Origin of the sequence: Pseudomonas sp. CCI4.2 (genome assembly GCF_034350045.1) — a bacterium.
Taxonomy (GTDB): domain Bacteria; phylum Pseudomonadota; class Gammaproteobacteria; order Pseudomonadales; family Pseudomonadaceae; genus Aquipseudomonas.
Window position 1 is genome coordinate 4222520 of record NZ_CP133781.1, and the last position, 24017, is coordinate 4246536.

Here is a 24017-nt window from a genome sequence, read left to right on the forward strand (position 1 = left end):
GCACCTGATGCGGGTGCTTTAAAACGACTTACGCGGTAACCGTACATGACTTATGACTACATCATCGCTGGCGCGGGCGCAGCAGGTTGCATCCTCGCCAACCGGCTTTCAGCGTCGGGCAAGCACACCGTGTTGCTGCTGGAAGCGGGCGGCAAAGACAGCTCTTTGTGGTTCAAGATTCCGGTTGGCTTCGCCAAAATGTATTACAACCCGACCTTCAACTGGATGTACTACAGCCAACCGCAAAAGCAATTGAACAACCGTGAAATCTACGCGCCACGGGGCAAGGTGCAGGGTGGGTCGGGCTCGATCAACGCCATGATATTCGTTCGCGGCCAGGCCCACGACTTCGACGATTGGGCAGCCAACGGCAACGAAGGCTGGGGTTTTAAAGACGTACTGCCGTACTTCCGCAAACTGGAAAATCACCCACTGGGCGACAGCGAATACCACGGCGGTAGCGGTCCTATCAGCATCACGCCGATGAAGGGGCAGACCCATCCCATTTGCGATGTATTTCTCAAGGGCTGCGACGAACTGGGGTATCCCCACAGCGACGACTTCAACGGCCCGACATTTGAAGGTTCAGGCATCTACGACGTCAACACCCGCAAAGGCCAGCGCTGCTCCAGCAGCTTTGCGCATTTGCACCCTGCATTGAGCCGGCCTAACTTGACTGTAGAGCTTCACGCATTGGTTGACCGGGTGATATTCGATGAAGCGCAACAGCGCGCCACCGGGATTTCCGTGACCCAGAACGGCGTGGTTCGCACGTTCACGGCCAACAAGGAAGTGATCCTCTGTGCCGGTGCCGTGGACACACCAAAGATTCTGCAATTGTCGGGCGTGGGTGATCAGGCATTATTGGCCAAACATGCGATTCCCTTGGTCAAGCACCTGCCAGCGGTAGGCCAGAACCTGCAAGATCACCTGTGTGCCAGTTACTACTACAAGGCCAATATCCCAACCCTTAACGACCAACTCAGCTCGCTGTTCGGTCAGTTCAAACTGGGCTTGAAGTACCTGCTGACTCGCAAAGGCGCACTGGCCATGAGCGTCAACCAGGCGGGCGGTTTTTTCCGCGGCAATGAGGCTCAGGCCTACCCCAACCTGCAGTTGTATTTCAATCCGCTTTCGTATCAAATTCCAAAAAACAACAAGGCAAGCCTCAAGCCAGAGCCGTATTCAGGCTTCCTGTTGTGCTTCAACCCATGCAGACCTACCAGCCGTGGAGCAATCGAAATTGCGTCCAAAAATCCACGGGACGCAGCGCTTATCGACCCGAACTACCTGAGTACACAAAAAGACATCGACGAAGTGATTCAAGGCAGTCGGCTGATGCGTAAAATCATGCAAGCGCCAGCGCTCAAAGGCATCACCGTCGAAGAAGTACTGCCGGGGCCAGCGGTCGAAAGCGATGAACAGATGCTGCAGTACTTCCGTGAAAACAGTGGTTCGATTTACCACCTGTGCGGGTCCTGTGCCATGGGCGCGGATGAGCACAACTCGGTGGTAGATAAGGAATTGAAGGTTCATGGGATTAAAGGATTGCGGATTGTCGATGCTTCGATTTTTCCTAATCTGACTTCTGGAAATACCCATGCAGCGGTGTTGATGGTGGCAGAGAAAGGTGCGGATTTGATATTGCGGGGGGCGTGAGTTTTTTGCCGCCAAATTTGATACGCATCTCAGGCATGATGGCAGCATTCGCTTTTCGGACTAATGAAGCCCGGCTGAAAACCGTGGTTGACGGCCTCACGACCCAAAGGCTGCTTGTCTTGTGGTGGAATGCGCACATCCTCGAGAGGAGGACTTTGCCTTTCTTGGGAAGGTTCTCAAAATCACTAAAAGTGTCGGGCCTAAGGTTGCCGGAAGATACTGAAAAAAGGGGTAGGGCTGTTGGCCAGAACAGCAATGGTTTTTTGCCGAATACGGTGAACGTTTCCACAGCACGCGAGTGATGGTTAGGTGAGGGGATGGACGTCGCTATTCAAAGACTTTCTGTTTGAGCTGTACGTCCGGCCGGTGCTGATTGGTGAATGTGAGCCGCTGACATAACTTAAAAGTCGACGCTCAGATGCACTACTTCAATTTGATCCATACGCATTCATCGACCCAGCTATGCTGAAAAACTCAAACGGAGGAGTACGGTCATGGCTGACATGCAAGCACGAGAAGCCGTGAGGTTGCTGATTTGCCGGGATTTCGGGGGTTTGTGGAATCGGGTGCGTAGGTTAGTGGAAACAGACAACAACAAGCCAACACACACCCAGATACGCTATTTAACATAATATACATTATGCGCAACGACCAATCAGTTCGTTGGCTGTCAAGCTTGCCAAACTGCAGCGCTTGTCTCTTACGCATCACCTGATCAGGCTTTCTGTCTGACGATGTATGCACAGTGGGTACATTCTGCGGTCCGCACGCTTTGTGATAATCACCACGCTGGCCAACGTCCACAGCATTACACCCATCAGAATCGGATCATAAATTCTCACGCAGTGAAACTATACGGACACCGGCTGTGGTGAACACATTGCGATATCTCGCTAAACAATCGTCCTGACCGTCTAGATTTTGGTTGCAACGGATCTGCTTAGGGACGGCATCAAAGGTGCCAGCAGATCATGCTTACCAGGATTGCTGCGCTTGGTTTTATTGGTGTATCAGCAGTTGCTTGAGAACCTTGGCAAGCATTGTTGGGTCAAGCGTATAAGCTCCGCCCGATGTGCCTTACCATTATATTTGGCAGACTATTAAAGATTCAACTAAGCTGCTTTTTGATTCTTTAAGCTATAACTAAACTAAATGACCATTTAGTTTAGTTAATTAAAAGGCGTATAAAGCGTATTTACCTTGCGAATTTGCATCAGTGGTCAGCAGCTTGGGCTGGCACAGCCCGCTTCACGCAAGGTCTGAATGGCTTCAACAAGCAAGGCCATTTACGCCCGCTGCACTATCACCCTCCTCAACCTCCTCACTGTTCATAGAATTTAATAGAGTCTCCGGCCGGACCTTGGTACAAATAGGCAAGGCTTGCTGGGATGGTTGTCGTATAGCTCGGTCATCGGCAGACCTTAGAGGAACAACAAAAATAATAGCCATTGTGCCCCATGGGCCAAGGATCTCGAGACATGTCTAATACAATGCCAAAAACAGCAATTGTGGGGTCGCACGTTTCTGATCACGGAGCGAGAAAGATCATTTTCGCGTCGTCCCTCGGGACGATTTTTGAATGGTATGACTTCTTCTTGTACGGTGCCCTCGCCGCCATCATCGGCAAACAATTCTTCGCAGGTGTCAACGACACTACCGCCTTTATCTTCGCCTTGATGACCTTTGCTGCGGGCTTTCTGGTTAGGCCATTCGGCGCATTGGTGTTCGGCCGCCTGGGTGACATGATCGGCCGAAAGTATACGTTTCTGATGACCATTATCCTGATGGGTTTGTCGACCTTCCTGGTCGGTCTGCTGCCTGCCTTCGCCAGCTGGGGCATCGCCGCACCGATTACTCTTGTAGTCCTGCGCATGCTTCAGGGTCTGGCCCTAGGTGGTGAGTACGGTGGCGCCGCAACTTATGTAGCGGAACATGCGCCTATGGGTAAGCGCGGAAAATTTACCGGATGGATTCAGTCAACCGCCACCCTCGGGCTGCTGCTGTCACTGCTAGTGATCTTGGCCTGCCGGTACATCACTGGCGACCAGTTTGAGGTCTGGGGCTGGCGCATTCCGTTCCTGCTTTCGATCATCATGGTGGTGGTTTCGACCTGGATCCGCATGAGCATGCATGAGTCGCCCGCCTTCGTGAAAATAAAGGCCGAGGGCAAGGCGAGCAAATCGCCGATCCGTGAATCGTTCGGTTCTTGGGAAAACCTCAAAATCGTGCTCATCGCGCTGTTCAGCATCAATGCCGGGCAAGCGGTGACCTTCTATACCGCACAATTCTACGTGCTGTTTTTCATGACTCAATTCTTGAAGATGGACCCTTCGCAGGCCAACATGCTGCTCATCATCAGCGTGGTAATTGGCGCGCCATTTTTCGTGATCTTTGGCGCACTGTCGGACAAGATCGGGCGCAAACCCATCATTATGGCCGGCCTGCTGCTGGCCACGGTGCTGTACTTCCCGCTGTTCAAAGCACTGAGTCATTACGGCAACCCTGAAATTGACCGGGCCAGCCATCAGGCGCCGATCACCGTCTTGGCGGATCCTGCATCCTGTACCTTCCAATTCGATCCGGTGGGAAAGGCCAAATTTGACAGTCCGTGCGACAAAACCAAAACCTATCTTGCAAAGTTGGGCTTGCCTTACAGCTCGCAAAACGCCCCGACTGGCAGCCCGGTGGTGATCAGTATTGGTGAACAGCATATCCAGGGCTTCGATGAAGCAGTCGTTCACAAAGCCGTCATGGACGCCGGTTACCCCGCCAAGGCTGATAGCAGCAAGGTCAATCAACCCATGGTGGTGGTGATAATTGTTGCCCTGATTCTCATCGCCTGCATGACGTATGGCCCGTTGGCGGCCGTCATGGTCGAGTTGTTCCCGACCCGCATTCGCTATACCTCCATGTCCCTGCCCTACCACATCGGTAATGGTTGGTTTGGCGGGTTTCTTCCAACGGTATCGTTTGCCTTGGTGGTGTACACCGGGGATATTTTTTACGGCCTGTGGTATCCGGTGCTAGTGACGGGAGTTAGCTTGGTGGTCGGTATCTTCTGCCTCAAGGAAACCAAAGACGTTGACTTGGACCACGTTTAAATAACACCCGTTTTGAGCAACGAATCGTAGTGCTGGCCCGCGCCTAGCTACCCAGCACGTTCCAAGGTGAAGTCACGGTATGAGAACGAGGGTACCCGACGACGTGCCGCTTTCAAGGGCGGCATGGGCCTGGGCCACATCGGACAAGGCGTAGCGGCCTCGGATCATGGGTTTGATGATGCTGGCCTCGACCGCGGCCAGTACATCTTTAGCGCGGTGTTGATATTCGGCGATATCGGTGGTGTGCGCGACGATGGAGGGTCGAGTCAGAAACAGCGACCCTTTCGCGTTCAACGTGCTTATTTCCAAAGGCGCAGGCGCACCGGATGATGCACCGAACGAAACCATCAAACCTCGAGGTTTTAGGGAGTTCAGCGAGGCTTCGAATGACACGCGTCCGATTGGATCGTAGACGACGTCCGCTTTCTTGCCATCAGTGATTCGCGCAACATCGGCTGCAAGTGTCTGCGGGTTGAAAACCAGTACCGCGTCGCACCCCAGTGCTTTAGCCTTATCAACGCTCTGCTCACGAGAAACGATGCCTATCACGAATGCGCCAAGGTGTTTGGCCCAAGGTGCCATGATCTCGCCGAGACCGCCTGCAACGCCGTAGAGCACCATGACAGTGCCAGGCCCGACGGGATAGGTCGACTTGAGGAGGTACTGTGCGGTGATGCCCTTAAATAGAACGGCGGCCGCTTCTTCGAACGTCATCGAGTCCGGAATTCTTACCAGTTTATTTGCGGGATACAGGCGCCCACTCGCATAACTTCCCAGTGGCCCAGTCGCGTACGCCACGCGGTCACCCACATTGACGTTGTCTACGCCCTCACCCACTGCTGCTACACGGCCCGCACCCTCCAGACCTAAGCCGCTGGGTAATGTCACCGGCACCGCGCCATTGCGTTGGGTGATATCGAGGAAGTTGACGCCAATCGCCTCCTGTTCCAACCATACCTCGCCTGCACCAGGAGCGGACTGACCGACCTCTTCGACCTGCAAGACTTCGGGTGCACCTGCATGAGTGAACTTGACGACAGAAACCATAAAGTGCTCCTTGTTGTGCACTGCGCGCAGCAAACTGCGGGCGGTATCCAGTGTTTAACTGGCGAGACGAGAAATGACATGACTATCAAGGGTTTTCAGGTGCAGTGGATGCTTGGTAATGTGGCTTGGCGAACGATTGCGCGCAAACATCTCTCATGCCTGAAGCTTATCGGGTACCCATGTTGAAGTGAGAACTCCTGATCCCTGTGCAATCTACGCCCTCGGGGCAACCGAAAGCTTCAAAAATATGGATGCAAAGCGCTTGCTCGCGGATGATTGTCGAGGGCACCGACTGAGCAGCCATCCACGAATAACGATGTCAAACGGACGATGCGTTCAGCTCTGACATCGTTACCCGGTATTAACCGCCATCCCTATCGAGGCTTGCTGGAAATGACGTTCGTTCACAAAGCTGCTCAGTTAGGTTTTTCCAAGGAAGCGGGTACTTACGCCCTCGGACGTCCGGGCTATCCAAGCGCAATACAGCCGTGGCTCACCGACGCGCTGGAAATCAATGCTGAATCGACGGTCATTGATTTAGGGGCCGGTACCGGTAAATTCACTCGATTACTAACGCCCATAGCAAAAAATGTTATCGCCATCGAACCGGTCGAGGCCATGCGACTCGAATTTGCAAAGCAGCTACCAGAAGTAAAAATTTTGGAAGGAACTGCAGAATCTCTGCCTTTGGTTGCTGGAGCGGCCGACGCTTTAGTCTGCGCCCAAGCTTTCCACTGGTTTGCAAACGAAACAGCGCTGGCCGAGATTCACCGAGTGCTTAAGCCGAACGGTCGACTTGGGCTAGTCTGGAATGTGCGCGACGAGTCGGTGGACTGGGTGGCGGCCATCACCGACATCATTACCCCCTACGAATCTGATACACCGCGCTTTCACACGGGGAATTGGCGACTACCGTTCAACGGCCGCTATTTTTCGGCGCCTGAAGTGACCTGCCTAAACTACTCCCACACAGGCACCGCTGAGACGGTAATCATGGACCGCTTCCTGTCAGTGAGTTTCATCGCGGCCCTACCTTCCCAAGAGAAAGCACAGGTGGCAGAGCAATTGCGAAGCTTGATTGCAACCCATCCGGCGCTGCGCGGACGCGACACCATTGAGTTCCCCTATCAAACCCAGGCCTATCGCTGCCAGCGACTGGATTGAAAAAAACAGCCAGGCGTTTACCCAGGGTACACCGGGTAATCGGTGAAACCGACCTCAGTTCCGCCGTAGAGACCACTGTGATTCAGTGGGTTGAGAGGCCAGCCGTTGATCATCCGTTCTGGCAAGTCGGGGTTGGCAATGTAGGGCCGGCCAAAAGCGATGAGATCAGCCAGACCCGCGTCAATGAGCCGCGCGCCGCGTTCGGCGGTATAACGCCCGGCATAGATGATACGGCCGCTGAATGCACGGCGAACATCGCGGCGGAATTGCTCGGGCAAATCGGGTGCGTTGTCCCAGTCAGCTTCGGCGATGGAGACGTAGGCAATACCCGCGTTCTCCAGCACCTTGATCGCTTCAATGTAGGTGTGATGCGGGTCTTCTTCGACGAGCCCGATATACACACGGTCCTCGTCGGTACTGGTGAACAACGGGGAGAAACGCACGCCCAGACGGTCAGGACCAACCACCTCGACCACGGCCTGGACAATCTCCCGCAGGAAACGTAGCCGATTCTCCAGCGAGCCGCCGTATTCATCATCACGCTGGTTGGCGTGCTCAGAGATGAACTGGTTGACCAAATAGCCGTTTGCCGAATGAATTTCGACACCGTCGAAACCTGCCGCCAAGGCATTGCTTGCCGCTTGTGCGTAGAGACCCACCAGCGCTTTAACCTCACCCGTGCTTAATGCACGCGGCATGGACGGCTCTACCAGGTCGCCAGTGCCTGGAGCGGTTTCGATGAACGCCTTGACTTTCTGCGCCTGAATAGCCGACGGCGCCACTGGGGATTCACCGTTGGGCTGCAAGGCATTATGCGAAACCCGCCCAACGTGCCAGAGTTGCGCGAAGATCACGCCGCCGTCGGCATGCACCGCCTCGGTCACTTTCTTCCAGCCATCGATTTGCGCCTGGGTGTAGATGCCGGGTGTCCAGGCATAACCTTGCCCTCGCGGCTCGATCTGGGTGCCTTCGCTAACCATAAAGCCTGCCGTTGCACGCTGCCGGTAGTACAGCGACATCAAGTCGGTGGCGATGTCACCGGGCTGGGCGCTTCTCTGGCGGGTCAGTGGCGGGAAAACGATACGGTTTTTCAGGGTAAGGCGACCCAACTTAACGTGGGTAAATAGAGCGTCATTGTTCATGCTGGGTATTCCGGATTAAGAAATTAAACACCTGGCCTTGTTAGGTTGAAATCAGGTCGGCCGTGCGTCTAATCCTGTGACACGCTTCGATGCGCAGTGGAAACTGCGCATCTACTGGGTTGAGGTCATGTGTTTGCACACACTCATGCGGTACAACTAAGCCACTGGGTTTAAATCAGCGGGTTCAAGCCAACCGATTTAACAGTGCTTTGGCAACACCCTCGGAACTTGCAGGGTTCTGCCCGGTTATCAATTGGCCGTCTTCGATGATAAACGGCTGCCAATCGGCGCCTTTCTGGTAATCAGCACCCAGTGCCTGGAATTCGTCCTCAATCAGGAACGGCACCACCTCAGTGAGCCCGACCGCCGCTTCTTCCGCGTTGGTAAAGCCGGTAACCCGACGGCCTTTCACCAAGGGTTGACCATTAGCCGCCTTGACGTGACGCAAGGCGCCGGGAGCATGGCAGACAAAGCCGATAGGCTTACCGGCGCGCTCGAACGCTTCGATCAAGGCGATTGAGGTGCTCGACTCTGCCAAGTCCCACAAAGGCCCGTGACCACCTGGGTAAAACACCGTATCAAAATCTGCGGCGTTGACTGTTTCCAACTTCACGGTGCTGGCCAAGGCCTGTTGCGCTACGGGGTCCGCCTTGAAACGTTCGGTCATTTCAGTCTGAGCGTCGGCGTCATCACTCTTCGGGTCTAGCGGTGGTTGGCCGCCGGCTGGCGATGCCAGCAGCACTTGGGCCCCAGCGTCCTTGAAGGTGTAATAAGGCGAGGCGAACTCTTCGAGCCAGAATCCGGTTTTTTTCCCGGTGCTGCCCAACGTGTCGTGCGAGGTCAATACCATCAATACTTTCATGTCTGCTTCCTCGGGGTGGATAGGTTTCAATAGGGTTCGGTGCAGCCCAAAAGCTGTCGAGTCATCAACAGCGCTTGGTCAAATGGATCGGAGGTACGGGTGATCTTGGCCATCACGCTCGCCCCCAGCCATAACGAATACAAGCGTGATGCCAGCGCTGCGGGTGCTTGATCAATCGTCAGTGAGCCTTGTTCAACGCCTCGAGACACGGCGCCCTCCAGGCACTTGATGATCCGCGAAGTGCCGCGATCAAGTGCCGACCTCATGGGTTCGGAAAGATCGGCGACCTCAGCGCCCAACTTGACTGCCAGGCACTTGCCTGAATCAGTCCCCTTGGTTTGGTTTTCAATCCATCGTTGCCAATACAGCATTAACTTGTGACCTTCAGGTACATCGGACCGCTGGAAAAGCGCTTCGACCCCTTTCAAATAAGTCTCGAAATAGTCATCCAACAGCGCAACACCGAACACGTCCTTGGAACCAAAGTAATGGTAAAACGAGCCTTTCGGAACGTTAGCGGCTTTAAGCACCTCGTTCAGGCCTACTGCTGAAAAGCCTTTCTTGCTCACAATCAACTGCGCGGCATCAAGGATGCTCTGTTTCACCGGTTTGCTTGCGCTCGTCGTCATCAATCACCGCCGCTAAGTAGACCAGTCGTCTACGCCGTTGAGGTGAATGTTAGAGGCCGACAAAAACCTGCGCAATGTCGTATCCGCAAGGATTCCGGACATCGGGCTGACGTGATTGAAGATCAGCGAGGTGCTGATGGGAATAACGTTTCAATGATCAGAAGTAAGTTGCCACTTGCACGGCAGGCACTGACAATCACGCCCTATGACAAATTCCCCGGAGCGGTTGAATGCATAGCGTCGCGCTGATTATTTACCCCAATTTTCAATCGCTTAGTCTCTCGTTGGGCTCGGTGTTCGAGTGTGCGAACTTGCTCCGTGGCGAGCAGGCCTATGAGTTTCACCTGGTGTCAGAAACCGGCGGCGCCGTCATGACCTCAGCAGGCTACTCGGTGAACAGCGAGCCCATGCGCGCCGAGGGCTATGACACGCTGATCGTTAGCGGTTACCTGGAATTCCGCTTGCCGGAAAAAAACTTGCTCGACTTCGTCAGGGCCGCGTCTGCGCAGTCGCGGCGGATCGTTTCGTTGTGCATGGGCGTGTTTGTCCTCGCCGAGGCCGGTTTGCTCGAGGGCAAGCGCGCAACCACGCATTGGCTTCACGCACCGGCGTTTAAAAAGCGCTATCCGGGCATTCGCCTTGAGGAAGATCGATTGTTCGTGGTCGACGGCCACGTCTGGACCGGCGCAGGGATGAGCGCCGGCGTTGACCTTGCACTGGCAATGGTCGAAAACGATTTGGGCAGCGACTTGGCCCGCAGAATCGCCCGAAAACTGGTCATCTACCAACGGCGCGGCAGCGAACAATCGCAGTTGTCGGCGCTGCTGGAACTGGACCCTAAATCTGATCGTGTGCAGTTGGCGTTAGCCTATGCGCGAGAGAATTTGACCTACGACCTATCGGTCGAAGCGCTCGCGGCGGTTGCAAGGTTAAGTCCGCGTCAATTCAGCCGAGTGTTTCGCGAGGAAACCGGGCAAACCCCGGCCAAGGCCATTGAGCGCCTGCGTGTCGAAGCGGCGAGGACGATGATGGAGACCAGCCGCCATCCGATAGAAGTGGTCGCCACTGAGACCGGGTTCGGTGATCGGGAACGGATGCGCCAAGCGTTCCTGCGTGCGTTCGGTCAACCGCCGCAAGCCATGCACAAGCCACTGTTCAACGCAGCGGCCGGCGTAACCATGAGCTGAAGACGCCTTCGCGCTGCTCACAAGCCCTACAACGTGCGCCCATGCCCGGCTGATCTTATATTCGCTCATGAACCCATAACCGCCATGCAGTTGCAGGAACTCATCCAGCAGCTTGCCTTGCATCTCTGAGCCCAGCAGTTTGGCTATGGCGGCGATGTCTGGCGTGGGCACAGGCGATCACCGCCAGGACGAATCAGGCAATCGGAATCAAAGGGTCCGCGGCGGCCCATACGGTTTCGCGGTTAGCCGCCGGGGGGTAAATCCACACGGTATTGATCTGGGTCTTGAGTGACTTGCCTTCCTGTTTGATCAGTTTGACCTGACGATCCCAACCTTCGGTATACACCGCACCCCAGGCACCCAAATCCAGGCAGGTGACGTATTTAGGTTGGCTGTACGGGGTCGGCGTCACGCCGAGTATCTGCGCAGCAACGTTATTGCCCGCATGGCGACCTAATACGATGGCGTGCTGGCAGGTCATCAGTGCGTGATTGCCAATGTCATCGGTGGCAGCGTAGGCCACATCGCCGGTGGCAAAAATGTCTTCTTGGCCAATGACCTTGAGCTGGCCATCCACGTGCAAGCGGCCAAGGGCATCACGTTCGCCGGGGATCTGTTCTGTCAGTGAGCTGGCGCGAACGCCGGTGGTCCAGACCACGGTCTTGGCGTCGATGTGCCGACCATCAGACAGGGTCACGCCGTTTTCATCGACGGCAACTACCGACGATTTCAAGCTCCATTTCACGCCCAGTTCAGCGCTGGCTTCGGCAATCGACTCGCTGATTTCAACGCCCATGGACGTGCCGATTTTTTCTCCTCGATCGACGATGATCACTTCGATGTCTGCGCCCTCACCCAAGATGGCCCGCAGACGCGCTGGCATTTCAGTCGCAGTTTCAATCCCGGTAAAGCCACCGCCGGCCACCACTACGGTGTTGCGTGCTTTGCTTTCTGGCACGTTAGCCAAAGATTTGAGATGGTCTTCAAGGCGCACCGCAGTTTCGATCTGGTCGACGTCAAAGGCGTATTTGGCCACGCCTTGAGTGTTGGAGGCCGCGAGCCGGCTGCCGCTAGCCAGAACGAGTTTGTCGTAGCTGAGCACGTGTTTGGCACCTGACGCATCGCTGTAGCCAACCTGCTTTAAGTGCACATCGATGGTCTGCGCTGCACCCTTGATGAACTTCACACCTACCGCATCGAACAGCTCGCCAATCGGCGCGAACAAGTGATGGGCGTCAGGCTCGTAGAGGCGCGGACGTACGCGCAGCTGGGCCTGTGGGGCCAACACCGTAACTTCAACGTTGTGGCGGTCATGTATGTTGAGCAGCCGGGTGGCACTCAATGCGGTCCACATACCACCAAACCCTGCGCCGATGACCAAGATATGCTGTTTCATTGTTAACTCCAAAAGGGTAAACCGGGAGCGCGGAACACGGTGGATGTTGCGCTCATCGGTAGCGCCTGAACGCCATTAACTACGACTCTATTGGTCGCCGTTAAAAAATACAACCGTTATTTAGGATTAGCTCCAGCTGTTTTTTTTGGACCCTTCACCAGATTCCTGCAAACCACTAACTGCTTGAGAACCGGTGCACCTGGGTTTGAAACAGAAATACCTTCACTGCGTCAGCCGCGTTGCCGGCATTGCGGCTCACTGATAATATGGCGACCATATTAGTCGGAGATACCTATGTCTCTTTACAGCGCAGGCGTTGAGTACGGCATTCATTGCCTGATTTTTTTGGTGGGTGAGCGTGGCGAGAGCCGGGAAGCCAGCGTCCGCGAGCTGGCCGAGCTGCAAGGTGTGCCTCTGGACTATCTGGCCAAAATCTTCACCAAGCTGGCCAAGGCGAATTTGGTCGTGGCCACTGAAGGCGTGCGGGGTGGTTTCAAGCTGGCCAAACCCTCGGACGAGATCAGTATTCTCGACATCGTCAACGCCATCGACGGCCGCAAGCTGATTTTCGACTGCCGCGAAATTCGGGGTCGATGTGCGCTGTTCGAAGGGTCCCCGCCCTCGTGGGCACTGGAAGGCAGTTGCGCCGTTCATGCCGAGATGTCGGTGGCACAGGACCGTATGGAAGAAGCCCTTGCGCAGCAGACCATTCTTGACCTCGCACGAAAACTGGGACGAAAAGCGCCCGCGAATTTTCCCGTGCAAGTGGATCAATGGATCAATGATCGGCGCGAGAAAAAAAGGGCTACGCCTACTCGGGACGATACCCTTTCAGTGGTGGATATTTCCGACTGAATTATTGGCGGTAGCCGTCACTTAAAGCGGTTACCACCATCACAGCTATGCTCAGACCCGATGAATACCAAAACCGAGGCCGATAGCTTGAATCATCTTTTGCTCGCACTGGGTGTATTTGTCTGCGTATTCGGCAGCGCCTGGTTGGGGTTATACGTGCGAGAGCGTCTGCCCGCTCACCACCTGAGTGATGAGTCCATTGGCGTGGTCAAGTTAGCGACCGGCTTGATTGCACCGCGCAACGGCACGATTATCGTGGCGCTGCTGATGTGCGCCCTCTCCACCTCCGGGGCGATCTATCTGATTGAAGAACTGAGCCGGCCACTGGACGGATGGGTCGGCGTGTCAGTGGCACCCATGCGCGACACGTTGTCGCGCATGGGCCAGTAGTGCGTTATCGAGGGTTTTTGAAGAGGAAATGCGACAGCGCCGGAATCAATACCAATGTCCCGACCACCCTCATTCAAAGGAGCATCTCCCATGGGAGTATTGGACGGCGTACGGATTGTCGAGATCGCTGGCATCGGGCCGGGACCGTTTTGCGGCATGTTGTTGGCTGACATGGGCGCCGAGGTCATTCTGGTTGAGCGCAGCAGCGCCAAAGGCGGCGACACGTTCGACCTGGGCAAGCACGCCATCGTTAATCGCGGAAAACGCTCGGTCGCGCTGGACCTCAAAGACCCTGCCGCCATCGAAGCCGTGCTGCGCCTGATCGAAGGTTCGGACGCCCTCATCGAAGGCATGCGCCCAGGCGTCATGGAACGCCTGGGGCTGGGACCGGACGTGTGCCTGGCGCGCAATCCGCGCCTGGTCTACGGACGCATGACTGGCTGGGGTCAACACGGGCCGCTGGCTCAGTTCGCCGGCCATGACCTTAATTACATCGCCCTTTCCGGCGCCTTGTGGTTTTCCGGGGAACCTGGCTCACCACCGCTGTCGCCACCGACCTTAGTGGGTGATCTGGGCGGCGGTGCGCTGTATTTGGCAATGGGAATTCTGGCCGGCATCCTCAATGCCAGCACCCGTGGCGTGGGGCAAGTGGTGGACGCTGCGATCGTCGATGGCAGCGCCAACCTGATGAACCTGATGCTGTCCGCGCACGCCGCCGGCCACCAGCCTATGGCGCGTGGTACGGGGTTACTCGACGGTCCGCACTGGGCGCGTACTTATGCATGCGCCGATGGCCACTTCATCAGCATTCAAGCGCTAGAGCCGCAATTCAATGCCCAACTGTTCAACACACTCGGGCTGGGCGACGACCCGGAATTCAAGAATCCCTACGACCCTAGCTTCTGGGGCCCGTTGCGCGAACGCTTGACCGGGCTGTTCGCCAGTGAACCACGCCAATACTGGATCGACCTGCTAGAAGGCAGCGATGCCTGTTTCGCGCCGGTCTTGACCCCAGTTGAAGCTTTGGCCCACCCGCACATGGCCGCTCGCGGGGTGTATGCCATTCATGACGGCGTGCTGCAAGCTGCACCGGCGCCCCGCTTCTGCGCGACGCCCTCCTGTGGCATTGGCAGCGTGCCCAGCCGTGGCGAACACAGCGTCGCAATTCTCAGGGCCGCAGGTTTGAGTACGGACGAGATTAACCGGTTGATTTAGCGCAGCACTTTCATAACCTAATGAAGAAATGAGTGTGTAGGAGCGCGATTGAGCGCGACCCCGATCCACCCCGTGCAAGCCCGCTCCCACCATTGCCAGATGATAAACGGCATTCAAAATCGGGGTTTGACGACAGAGGGCCTCGTGGGTTGGTCTACGCTGAAATCTCCACCGCAGGAGACAACAACATGAGCAACTCGGAAAAACCCATTAACGTCGTCGAGCAGAATATCGAGGACGACAATGAGGACCTAGAAGGTACCGATGAAACATCAACCACCGACACCGATGAAGAAAGCGCTGCCGATGAACTCAGCCGGAAAACAGCAGAGATAGAACGCAAAGTGGCTGATGGTCACTAGACAGCAGCATTACGCTTGGATCGATTTTTCAGACCGAAAACAACCAAAGAATAATGGATATGGATGCTAACGACCCCAGCGTCGAAAGCAAGATAGTGCGAGAGATCACCCCTGCTTCACGGCGATAGTATTCCGCAAGCATGAAAGGCCCAGTGCCGGTAGGCAGCGCGCTTAACAGCAGCGCCGCCTGCGCCCATAACGGCGGAAGATGAAACACCTTGAACGCCAAATACGCCGTTATTAACGGCTGGACGATCAGCTTTATAAGCACCAGCGGCCAGGCACCGGTCACTCGTCCTTCCTGCTTGTGTGCGAGAAACAAACCCAAGGAGATCAGCGCACACGGGGTCGTCGCACTCGCGAGCATGTCCAGGAAGTGGAGAACCGGCACAGTGAGTCCCAACCCCGTCGCAGCCCACAACCCCCCGGCTATTGGCGAAACGACCAGTGGGTTTTTTGCCAGCGCACGTAATACGGTCGCAATGGCCCGGCCTAGGTGTTTTTCCTGTTGAAGCCCGATCTCAATGCAGACCACTGAAATAGAGAACAGCACGCAGACGACGATCAGCGAGGATATCAACGCCGGTTGAAGACCTGCGGGGCCGAGAACCAACAGGCACAGTGGAATACCGATGTAACCGGTATTGGCATACGAAGCGCTTAGCCCGTCGATGCTCGCCTCGACCAACGAGTGTTTGTTGGCCATGCGCCAGATCAGGGTCGCGAAAAACACCAACAACGCTCCACCGCTAAAGGCGAGAACGAAGCCCGGCTGCCAAATCTCCGCCCAGGTGGCGGTAGCTGTGGTTTTAAATAACAGCGCTGGCAAGCACAGCCATACCACTAGGCGATTGATTTCTGAAGCCGCAGTGGGTCCGAGACAATTGGCTTTTCGACAGATAAACCCGACCAGGATCAGCGCAAAAATCGGCAAAACGACGGTAACAACTGAGTTCATGAAGAGTGACGCCAGAACCGGACAAAGGCGATGAGCCTAAAGTTGCCACTCCCTGCTGTCTAGGGCTCGACTAAGGTAAATATAAAGCGATTGCTTTTAGCTCTTTTAAAAGCAGTATTGGCGTGGACATTTATGGAATAACACCTTTATTGGACGGATTTTACATGTCTGACTCTGACTCAATTCTATTTGGCGCAAGCCTTGACGGGCAGCCGGTTGGGCAAGCGCTGCGGTTGGCGAATCGTCATGGCCTGATTGCGGGAGCGACCGGTACCGGCAAGACCGTGACACTCCAGCGTCTGGCTGAAGTATTCAGCGACGCTGGCGTCGCAGTTTTCGCGGCGGATATCAAGGGTGACCTGTGCGGGCTGGGCGCGGCAGGTAACCCCCAAGGCAAAGTCGCTGAACGAATCGCCGGTATGCCGTGGCTGAATTATCGCCCCCAGGCTAATCCGGTCATCCTTTGGGATGTGCACGGCCAATCGGGTCATCCCTTGCGCACCACGTTGTTGGAAATGGGCCCACTGCTGTTGGGAAGTTTGCTGGAGTTGACCGACAGCCAACAATCGACGTTGTACGCAGCGTTCAAGGTTGCGGACCGTGAAGGATTGTTGCTGCTGGAAATTAAAGACCTCAAAGCCCTGCTCAATCACCTTCGCGACCATCCAGAACTGCTGGGTGAAGACAGCGCCTTGATGACCACCGGGTCCAGTCAGGCATTGCTCCGTCGTTTGGCGGTGCTGGAGCAACAAGGCGCCGAAGCGTTGTTCGGCGAACCGGCCTTGCAGCTCGAAGATATTTTGCAACCGGCCAGTGATGGCCGGGGACGCATCCACGTGTTGGATGCCCGCCGTTTGGTGCATGAAGCGCCCAAGGTCTACGCGACGTTCCTGCTGTGGTTGCTGGCTGAACTGTTTGAGCAATTGCCTGAACGTGGCGACGCTGACAAGCCGCTGCTGGCGCTATTTTTCGATGAGGCGCATTTGTTGTTCGCTAACACCCCAAAGGCGTTGCAAGAACGTCTTGAGCAGGTGGTTCGGTTGATCCGCTCCAAGGGCGTTGGTGTGTATTTCGTCACCCAATCGCCCAGCGACTTGCCGGATACCATCCTCGCGCAGCTGGGTTTGCGGATTCAGCATGGGCTGCGGGCATTCACCAGCAAAGAACAAAGGTCCTTGCGCGCCGTGGCCGATGGTTTTCGTCCTAATCCGGCGTTCGATACCCTCGCGGTACTCACTGAGCTGGGCATTGGTGAAGCGCTGGTCGGTACGTTGCAGGAAAAAGGCACCCCCGAAATGGTCCAGCGTGTACTGATCGCGCCCCCGCAATCGCGAATCGGGCCATTGAGTGAAACCGAGCGCGCGGTGTTGATTGCTCAGTCGCCTTTGGCTGGACGTTACGACAAACCGGTGGACCGTGAGTCTGCGTATGAAATGTTAATGGCGCGCAAGATCGCCCCGCCTGACGTAGGCGTAGAGCCGGCGAAGGACGTACCCGGCGGATTGGCCGAGAGGGCAGGAGGTTTTTTTAGCGGTCTCGCGGGCCAGGCAATGAAAAACGCGATGCGCACCGCCGCGAATCAAATCGGGCGAGAGTTGGTGCGCGGTTTGATGGGCTCATTGTTGGGTGGGAGCAATAAAAAGAAGTAATTCGGTTTAACGATTCAAACCACCGTGGGACCGAATTATTCGGGAAGGCTTTTCTCCTGACACGCTGCAACCTCAAGCTCAACGAAGTGCCCCACAGTTTGCTGCGCGACAGCGCGGCGTCGAAGACGTGGCGGACCCTCCTACAGGTCCGGGGGATTGATTTTAATCCCACTCTGCCGAAAGCGGTCTCAACGGCAGCCTGCGGGTGGCTATTTTGAACAGCCAGCGTAATCCGCTGTTGGAGTGTGCACTGAGCCGGGTAAGCGCCATCGCGTAGGCCACGGCCCGGTGAGTGATTTTGACTTGATCACCGGAGCAGAAGTCCAGGTGTCGCTGTAGTTTACGGAGTGTCAGGACCGCGAAGGCGATATTCATCACGCAGAAACGTCGAAACCCAGAGTGCTTGAGCGGAATCGTCAGTGTGTATTCCAACGCCAGTTTCAGGTGCGCGTGGGCGATGCCGATCATCTCGGTCAGTGCACGGCCATGATTCGCGCTTTGCACACCGGCTTGTAATCCCGAGAGGTCAACGCCGTGGCGGGCGAACAGGTCTTGCGGCAACCAGCAAACGCCGTGGCTGTAATCCTCCCACTGGTCTTTCAGCACATTGGTCATCTGCAGGCCTTGGCCGAAGGACACGGCCAGCGGCAAGAGCAGCCCGCGCTGGCTGGCCAACGCAGGGTCAAAATCGATGAGCAGCTCGGTCAGCATTTCGCCCACCACCCCCGCTACGCAGTAACAGTAGCGATTCATGTCGCGCAACGTTTCCAGTCCATGTCGACTGACGGTGCGCTGAAAATCAAACATCCCTTTGGACATCACCGTCAGGCAGTTAATGATTGCCGTTCGTTGGGAGGGCATCAGGCTGCGGGTGATCTGTAAAACCAGCACTAACTGGCTGACCAGTTCGCGCTCGGCGGGCAAGGTTGCCTGTGAAAACAGCGGAGCCAACTCGGCCGAGAACTGTTTCGAATCGATATGACCCGTGACGGCGGCAATGAACGCCGCCCCATAACGACGCTTCTGCTCCAGGCTAAAGGTCGGTTCGTCTTCAATGGTATCGGCGATGCGACAGAGCAAATAAGCGTTGGTTACCGCCAGCCGCAGGGGCGGCGGCAACTGCGGAATAGTGAGCGCAAAGGTTCTGGATACATGGGGCAGGATCAGATTTTGATAGGCCTCAGCTTCGCGTGCGCCGAGGTCAAAAGCTGAGGGTGACTCGAACATGGACAAGCGATTTCTACCTCACCATAGGGTCATGCATACCGGTGCATACAGGCTCCGAGTGCGGCAGTGTAATCGCTAATGGGGGGCTTGGCGTGGATTCGCCACACGGCCCTCAGCGTAAAGTTTTCACAACCTGTCAGGAAAATCCGTTGGGCATGTCGCCGCTGATGACCGCGCCTATGATGCTCATCGCCGGCAGTAGCGCCGTGGCAATCTCAATCGCCCGGCTGGTAGGCCGCATCCCTCTTCCCGCGCGTAAAAACAACGGGTCATCGAAGCAATGACGCAATCTGACCAGTGACCCGCTCACCGCCGGTTGTTGGACATGCAGATATTCAGCCGATTTTGAGACGCTTTGTTCGCGGAACATCACCATGAAAACCACTAATAAATTTAGATCAATACCTGCAAATTTATGTTCGTCGATATTCATTACGGAACCCCGGAATGTTTAAAAAAATGAAGAATGATTGTTGGTAATCGCCACTACCTGGACCTGCGCAAATCGATAGGCTGCTATGCATATTACACAGAGCAGCCCATGACCGGCTCAGTTATTTATGGCCACGCCCTCAACCTTGTTATTCCAGCCGCCACCCAATGCCTTGTAAATGGCAACAATCCCACGGTAGGTGTCGATCTCACCCAGGGCCTGAGAATCTTCGGCTGCCAGGCGTTCACGTTCGGCATCCAGCAACACCAGGAAGTCAGCGGTGCCTTCGCGGTACTGAATCGAGGCCAAATCTGCCGCTTTACGGCTGGATTCACTTTGACGGATCAACGAGATCAAACGTTCCTGACGCTTGTTGTAATCGCTGAAGGCGTTTTCCGACTCCTCCAACGCCAGCAACACGTGCTGCTCGTAGTTGGCCAGCGCACCGTCAGCATCGGCATTGGCCCCGCGAATCCGCGCTCGCACGCTGCGTAAATCCAGCGCCGGCCAAGTGATGCTTGGGCCAAGCGACCAGGCAGCAGCAGCCGAAGAACCGATCTGCGAACCACGGGCGGCGGTGTAACCGAGAAAACCGGTGAGGCTGACCCGTGGGAACAGGTCCGCCGTGTTCACCCCGATTTGCGCGGTGGCCGAGGCCAATTGGCGCTCAGCGGCACGCACATCAGGACGGTGACGCAGCAGTTCGGTGGGATCGCCAATCGGCAAGGCCTTGGCAATCGCCGGCAACTGCGCTGGGCTCAGGTCGACTTTCATCGATTCCGGACGCTCACCCATCAAGGTCGCGATGCGGTTTTTTTCCCGCACTTGTTCAGCTTGCAACTGCGGCACAGTGGCTTCAACTGCCGCCAGACGGGCATCAGCACGCACCACGTCGAGTTCGTTACCGACCCCGGCGTCACGCATGCTGACGGTGACAGTGCGCGATTCCTGCTGGTTTTTCAGGTTGTCCCGGGCAATTCGCTCACGCAGTTGCGCGCCGCGCAGCTGGCCGTAGGCATCCACCAGTTCGGCGGTGATGCTGATCTGCAACTGGAACAGATCGGCTTCGCTGGCTTGCTGATCGGCATTGGCCGACTCGATCTGGCGATGGATGTGACCAAACAGGTCGATTTCCCAGGCCATGTCCAGGCCCGCGGTGTAACTTTCGATGTTAACGCGCTGATTGGTCTGACCCGGCACTTGCGCCTTGCCTATCTGGCTGCTGACGCCGCTGGTGATGATCGGCATCTGGGTGTACGCCACCTGATCACGGATCGCCCGGGAAGCTTGCAAACGAGCAAACGACACGCGCAAATCCCGGTTGCCGGTCATCGACTGAGCAACCAGTTGATTCAGGACTGGATCATCGAATTGCGCCCACCAGACTGACTCAGTGTGAGTGCGGTCGTAATTGCCTTGGGCGGCAGACAACACCGCAGCCGCTGGGGTCACTGGGGCCTTGTAATCCGGGCCGACGGCGCAGGCCGCTAGCGCCAGAACCAACAGGCTAGGAACAAACAATTTCATGCTCATGGGTGCGACTCCAGCGTCAGGGCCTTGTCAGCTTCGTGAGCCTGTTTGCGGGCTGCTTTACGGGCTGCTTTGCGACCTACATAGTTACGAATCAGTACAAAGAACACCGGCGTCAGCAGCAGACCAAAGAAGGTCACCCCAAGCATTCCGGAGAATACCGCCACGCCCATCGCCCGGCGCATTTCAGAACCGGCACCGGTCGATGTCACCAACGGGATTACGCCCATGATGAAAGCGAACGACGTCATCAGGATCGGACGTAAACGCAGGCGGCACGCTTCCAATACCGCATCCAATGGGGTCATGCCCTGGTCCTGCTTATCTTTGGCAAACTCGACGATAAGGATCGCGTTCTTACACGCCAAGCCCACCAGTACGATCAAGCCGATCTGGGTGAAGATGTTGTTGTCGCCGTTAGAGATGATCACCCCGGCAATGGCTGAAAGCAGGGTCATCGGCACGATCAGGATCACGGCCAGTGGCAGGCTCCAGCTTTCGTACAAGGCAGCCAACACCAGGAACGCCAGCAGTACGCAGAGTGGGAAGACCAACAACGCCGTGTTGCCAGACAAAATCTGCTGGAACGTCAGGTCGGTCCACTCGTAGGTCATGCCGTTTGGCAGTTCATCTTTGAGCAGTTTCTCGATAGCGATTTGAGCCTGCCCCGAGCTGTAACCGGGTGCCGCACCGCCGTTTATCTCGGCGGTAATGAACCCGTTGTAGTGCATGACCCGATCAGGACCGGAGGTAGGGCTGACCTTGACGAAGGTCGCCAGCGGGATCATTTCGCCGAGGTTGTTGCGTACTTTCAGCTGACCAATCTGCTCAGGTTCCTGGCGGAACTGTTGCTCGGCCTGAACGTTAACCTGATACGTGCGACCAAAACGGTTGAAGTCGTTGGCGTACAGCGAGCCCAGGTAAACCTGCAACGTGTCGAAAATGTCGCTGATAGCGACGCCGTGGGTCTTGGCTTTTTCACGGTCGATGTTCGCATCGACTTGCGGCACGTTAACGGTGTAGCTGGTAAACAACCCGTGCAGCTCAGGAATCGTCCGGCTCTTGGCAATAATATTTTGCGTTTCTTTGTACAGTGCTTCGTAACCCAGGTTGCCACGGTCTTCGATTTGCAAACGGAAGCCGCCGATGGTGCCGAGGCCTTGGACCGGGGGTGGCGGGAACACCGCGATATACGCTTCTTGAATCCCGCCGAACTTGGCATTGAGCGAGCCCGCAATGGCGCCGGCCGAGAGGCTGGCCTCTTTGCGTTCATCGAACGGCCGCAGACCAATAAAGGCGATGCCGTTGTTTGGACTGTTGGTGAAACCGTTGATCGACAGGCCGGGGAACGCAACGGCACTGTCAAAACCCGGTTCGTTCATGGCAATGGTGCTCATGCGCCGAATAACCGCTTCAGTGCGGTCCAGACTGGCGGCATCCGGCAACTGCGCAAAGGTCACCAGGTATTGCTTGTCTTGGGTCGGTACGAAACCGGTTGGCGTGGTGTTGAAGCCAAACCAGGTCATCACAATCAGACCGCCGTAGACCACCACCGCAATGCCGGTACTGCGAATGACCCTGGCCACCGTGCCCACATAACCATGGCTGGCTTTGTCGAAAAACCAGTTGAACGGTTTGAACAGCCAACCGCCGAGTAAACGATCAAGCAAGCGTGAGAAACGGTCTTTGGGCGCGCCATGGGCTTGCAGCAGCACGGCGGCCAATGCCGGCGACAAGGTCAGCGAGTTGAACGCCGAAATAACCGTGGAGATGGCAATCGTCAGCGCGAACTGCTTATAGAACTGACCGGTCAAGCCCGAGATAAAGGCGGCCGGGACAAACACCGCACACAGCACCAATGCCGTGGCGATAATCGGCCCGGTCACTTCACTCATGGCTTTTTTCGTCGCCTCAGCGGGCTGCAATCCCAGCTCGATATTTCGCTCGACGTTCTCCACCACCACAATCGCGTCGTCCACCACGATGCCGATGGCCAGCACCAATCCGAACAATGACAACGCGTTGAGCGAGAAGCCGAACAAGTGCATCACGGCAAAGGTGCCGATCAATGACACCGGCACGGCGACCAGTGGAATGATCGAGGCACGCCAGGTTTGCAGGAACAGAATGACGACCAACACCACCAGAATCAGGGCTTCGAACAAGGTGTGGACCACTGCCTCGATGGAACTGCGAACGAAGATCGTCGGGTCATAAACGATTTCGTAATCCATGCCTTCGGGGAAGCTTTTCTTCAGTTCGGCCATCTTCGCCCGCACCTGATTAGAGATGTCGATGGCATTGGAACCGGGACGCTGAAAGATCGGCATGGCCACCGCTTCCTGGTTATTCAGCAGCGCCCGCAGGGCATATTGGTTAGAGCCGAGTTCGACCCGTGCGATGTCTTTGAGGCGGGTGATCTCGCCGTTGGCGCCGGCCCGAATGATGACGTTTTCGAACTCCTCCTCGCTGACCAGACGGCCCTGGGAGTTGATCGACATTTGAAAGCTGGTGGCATTCGGCGCTGGAGGGGCACCTAATGAACCGGCGGCGACTTGACGGTTTTGTTCACGAACCGCGTTCACCACATCAATCGCTGTCAGGTTCCGCGACGAGGTTTTGTCCGGGTCCAGCCAAATCCGCAGCGAGTAATCGCCCATGCCGAACAGTTGCACATCGCCGATACCGTTCAAGCGCGCCAGCTCATCCTTGACGTTGAGAATGGCGTAGTTGGACAGGTAGAGCATGTCGTAGCGTTTGTCTGGCGAGACCAAGTGAACCAACAGCGTCAACTCAGGTGACGCTTTGTCCACGGTGATACCGATGCGCGTCACCTCTTCTGGAAGTTTCGGCTCGGTGCGGGTCACGCGGTTCTGAACTTGAACTTGGGCGTTGTCCAGGTCAGTGCCCAACGCGAACGTCACCGTGAGCGTCAGCTTGCCGTCGGCGGTGGACTGCGAGGACATGTACAGCATGTTCTCGACACCGGTAATGGCTTGTTCCAGCGGCGCGGCAACGGTTTCACCAATTACTTTAGGGTTGGCACCCGGAAAGTTGGCGTGCACGACCACGGTAGGCGGAACGACTTCCGGGTACTCACTGATGGGCAACTGGAACAGCGAGATGGCACCGGCGATCAGAATCAGCAGCGAGAGCACCGCTGCGAAAATCGGTCGGGTGATGAAAAATTGGGAAAACTTCATGGTCAGCG

19 protein-coding genes and 1 pseudogene are annotated in these 24017 nt (G+C 56.2%); 9 read left to right on the plus strand and 11 right to left on the minus strand.

Annotated elements, in window-relative coordinates; all coding sequences use genetic code 11:
• Positions 1 to 45 precede the first annotated feature (45 nt).
• Together RHM65_RS19140 and RHM65_RS19145 are read left to right on the plus strand one after the other, a co-directional pair.
• Positions 46 to 1659, plus strand: a complete 1614-nt coding sequence (locus RHM65_RS19140) for a GMC family oxidoreductase (protein WP_322170346.1) — start codon at positions 46 to 48, stop codon at positions 1657 to 1659.
• A 1478-nt stretch (positions 1660 to 3137) separates the two neighbouring features.
• A complete protein-coding gene (locus tag RHM65_RS19145; RefSeq protein WP_322170219.1) occupies positions 3138 to 4760 on the plus strand; it encodes an MFS transporter in 1623 nt (540 codons plus the stop codon).
• 72 nt (positions 4761 to 4832) lie between these two features.
• On the opposite strand, the gene RHM65_RS19150 is transcribed toward RHM65_RS19145, so the two are convergent.
• Positions 4833 to 5807 carry a quinone oxidoreductase gene (locus RHM65_RS19150; protein ID WP_322170217.1) on the minus strand — a complete coding sequence of 325 codons (975 nt, stop codon included), beginning with the start codon at positions 5805 to 5807 and terminating at the stop codon, positions 4833 to 4835.
• A 393-nt stretch (positions 5808 to 6200) separates the two neighbouring features.
• On the opposite strand from RHM65_RS19150, the gene RHM65_RS19155 reads away from it, so the two are divergent.
• A complete protein-coding gene (locus tag RHM65_RS19155; RefSeq protein ID WP_322170216.1) occupies positions 6201 to 6971 on the plus strand; it encodes a class I SAM-dependent methyltransferase in 771 nt (256 codons plus the stop codon).
• Positions 6972 to 6988: 17 nt separating this feature from the next.
• Here RHM65_RS19155 and RHM65_RS19160 read toward each other — a convergent pair whose 3' ends face one another.
• From RHM65_RS19160 to RHM65_RS19170, 3 genes are all read right to left on the minus strand, one after another.
• Positions 6989 to 8113, minus strand: coding sequence for an alkene reductase (locus RHM65_RS19160; RefSeq protein WP_322170214.1), 1125 nt, complete (start codon positions 8111 to 8113; stop codon positions 6989 to 6991).
• Positions 8114 to 8297: 184 nt separating this feature from the next.
• Positions 8298 to 8975, minus strand: a complete 678-nt coding sequence (locus tag RHM65_RS19165) for a type 1 glutamine amidotransferase domain-containing protein (protein ID WP_322170211.1) — start codon at positions 8973 to 8975, stop codon at positions 8298 to 8300.
• 26 nt (positions 8976 to 9001) lie between these two features.
• A complete protein-coding gene (locus RHM65_RS19170; protein WP_322170209.1) occupies positions 9002 to 9604 on the minus strand; it encodes a TetR/AcrR family transcriptional regulator in 603 nt (200 codons plus the stop codon).
• A gap of 230 nt (positions 9605 to 9834) precedes the next feature.
• Between RHM65_RS19170 and RHM65_RS19175 the strand changes: the two genes are divergently transcribed.
• Positions 9835 to 10791 carry a GlxA family transcriptional regulator gene (locus RHM65_RS19175; protein WP_322170206.1) on the plus strand — a complete coding sequence of 319 codons (957 nt, stop codon included), beginning with the start codon at positions 9835 to 9837 and terminating at the stop codon, positions 10789 to 10791.
• 36 nt (positions 10792 to 10827) lie between these two features.
• On the opposite strand, the pseudogene RHM65_RS19180 reads toward RHM65_RS19175, so the two are convergent.
• Both RHM65_RS19180 and RHM65_RS19185 read right to left on the minus strand, forming a co-directional pair.
• A pseudogene (locus RHM65_RS19180) lies at positions 10828 to 10962 on the minus strand (acyl-CoA dehydrogenase family protein); the annotation flags it as partial.
• A 22-nt stretch (positions 10963 to 10984) separates the two neighbouring features.
• Positions 10985 to 12187, minus strand: coding sequence for an NAD(P)/FAD-dependent oxidoreductase (locus RHM65_RS19185; protein WP_322183911.1), 1203 nt, complete (start codon positions 12185 to 12187; stop codon positions 10985 to 10987).
• Positions 12188 to 12481: 294 nt separating this feature from the next.
• Here RHM65_RS19185 and RHM65_RS19190 point away from each other — a divergent pair, with 294 nt between their 5' ends.
• The 4 genes from RHM65_RS19190 (at position 12482) to RHM65_RS19205 (ending at position 15009) form a co-directional block, all read left to right on the plus strand.
• Positions 12482 to 13042, plus strand: a complete 561-nt coding sequence (locus RHM65_RS19190) for an Rrf2 family transcriptional regulator (protein ID WP_322183913.1) — start codon at positions 12482 to 12484, stop codon at positions 13040 to 13042.
• Between the two features lie 60 nt (positions 13043 to 13102).
• Positions 13103 to 13432 carry a hypothetical protein gene (locus tag RHM65_RS19195; protein ID WP_322170198.1) on the plus strand — a complete coding sequence of 110 codons (330 nt, stop codon included), beginning with the start codon at positions 13103 to 13105 and terminating at the stop codon, positions 13430 to 13432.
• 90 nt (positions 13433 to 13522) lie between these two features.
• The gene (locus RHM65_RS19200) at positions 13523 to 14647 is read left to right on the plus strand and encodes a CaiB/BaiF CoA-transferase family protein (protein WP_322170196.1); all 1125 of its coding nucleotides are present in this window, start codon (positions 13523 to 13525) and stop codon (positions 14645 to 14647) included.
• Between the two features lie 188 nt (positions 14648 to 14835).
• Entirely contained in the window at positions 14836 to 15009 is a 174-nt protein-coding gene (locus tag RHM65_RS19205; RefSeq protein WP_322170193.1) for a hypothetical protein, read from the plus strand.
• A gap of 28 nt (positions 15010 to 15037) precedes the next feature.
• Here RHM65_RS19205 and RHM65_RS19210 read toward each other — a convergent pair whose 3' ends face one another.
• Entirely contained in the window at positions 15038 to 15967 is a 930-nt protein-coding gene (locus RHM65_RS19210; RefSeq protein WP_322170189.1) for an AEC family transporter, read from the minus strand.
• Between the two features lie 164 nt (positions 15968 to 16131).
• Between RHM65_RS19210 and RHM65_RS19215 the strand changes: the two genes are divergently transcribed.
• Positions 16132 to 17616, plus strand: coding sequence for a helicase HerA-like domain-containing protein (locus RHM65_RS19215; RefSeq protein ID WP_322183915.1), 1485 nt, complete (start codon positions 16132 to 16134; stop codon positions 17614 to 17616).
• 162 nt (positions 17617 to 17778) lie between these two features.
• Here the strand turns inward: RHM65_RS19215 and RHM65_RS19220 are convergent, their stop codons facing one another.
• The 4 genes from RHM65_RS19220 to RHM65_RS19235 form a co-directional block, all read right to left on the minus strand.
• Complete coding sequence (locus tag RHM65_RS19220; RefSeq protein ID WP_322170183.1) at positions 17779 to 18843, minus strand: phytoene/squalene synthase family protein; 1065 nt, start codon at positions 18841 to 18843, stop codon at positions 17779 to 17781.
• Between the two features lie 136 nt (positions 18844 to 18979).
• Entirely contained in the window at positions 18980 to 19276 is a 297-nt protein-coding gene (locus tag RHM65_RS19225; protein WP_322170179.1) for a LysR family transcriptional regulator, read from the minus strand.
• 117 nt (positions 19277 to 19393) lie between these two features.
• Positions 19394 to 20809 (minus strand): TolC family protein, encoded by a 1416-nt coding sequence (locus RHM65_RS19230; protein ID WP_322170176.1) that lies wholly within the window; start codon positions 20807 to 20809, stop codon positions 19394 to 19396.
• Positions 20806 to 24009, minus strand: coding sequence for an efflux RND transporter permease subunit (locus RHM65_RS19235; RefSeq protein ID WP_322170173.1), 3204 nt, complete (start codon positions 24007 to 24009; stop codon positions 20806 to 20808). The genes RHM65_RS19230 and RHM65_RS19235 overlap by 4 nt, the downstream gene beginning before the upstream one ends.
• Between the last annotated feature and the right edge of the window lie 8 nt (positions 24010 to 24017).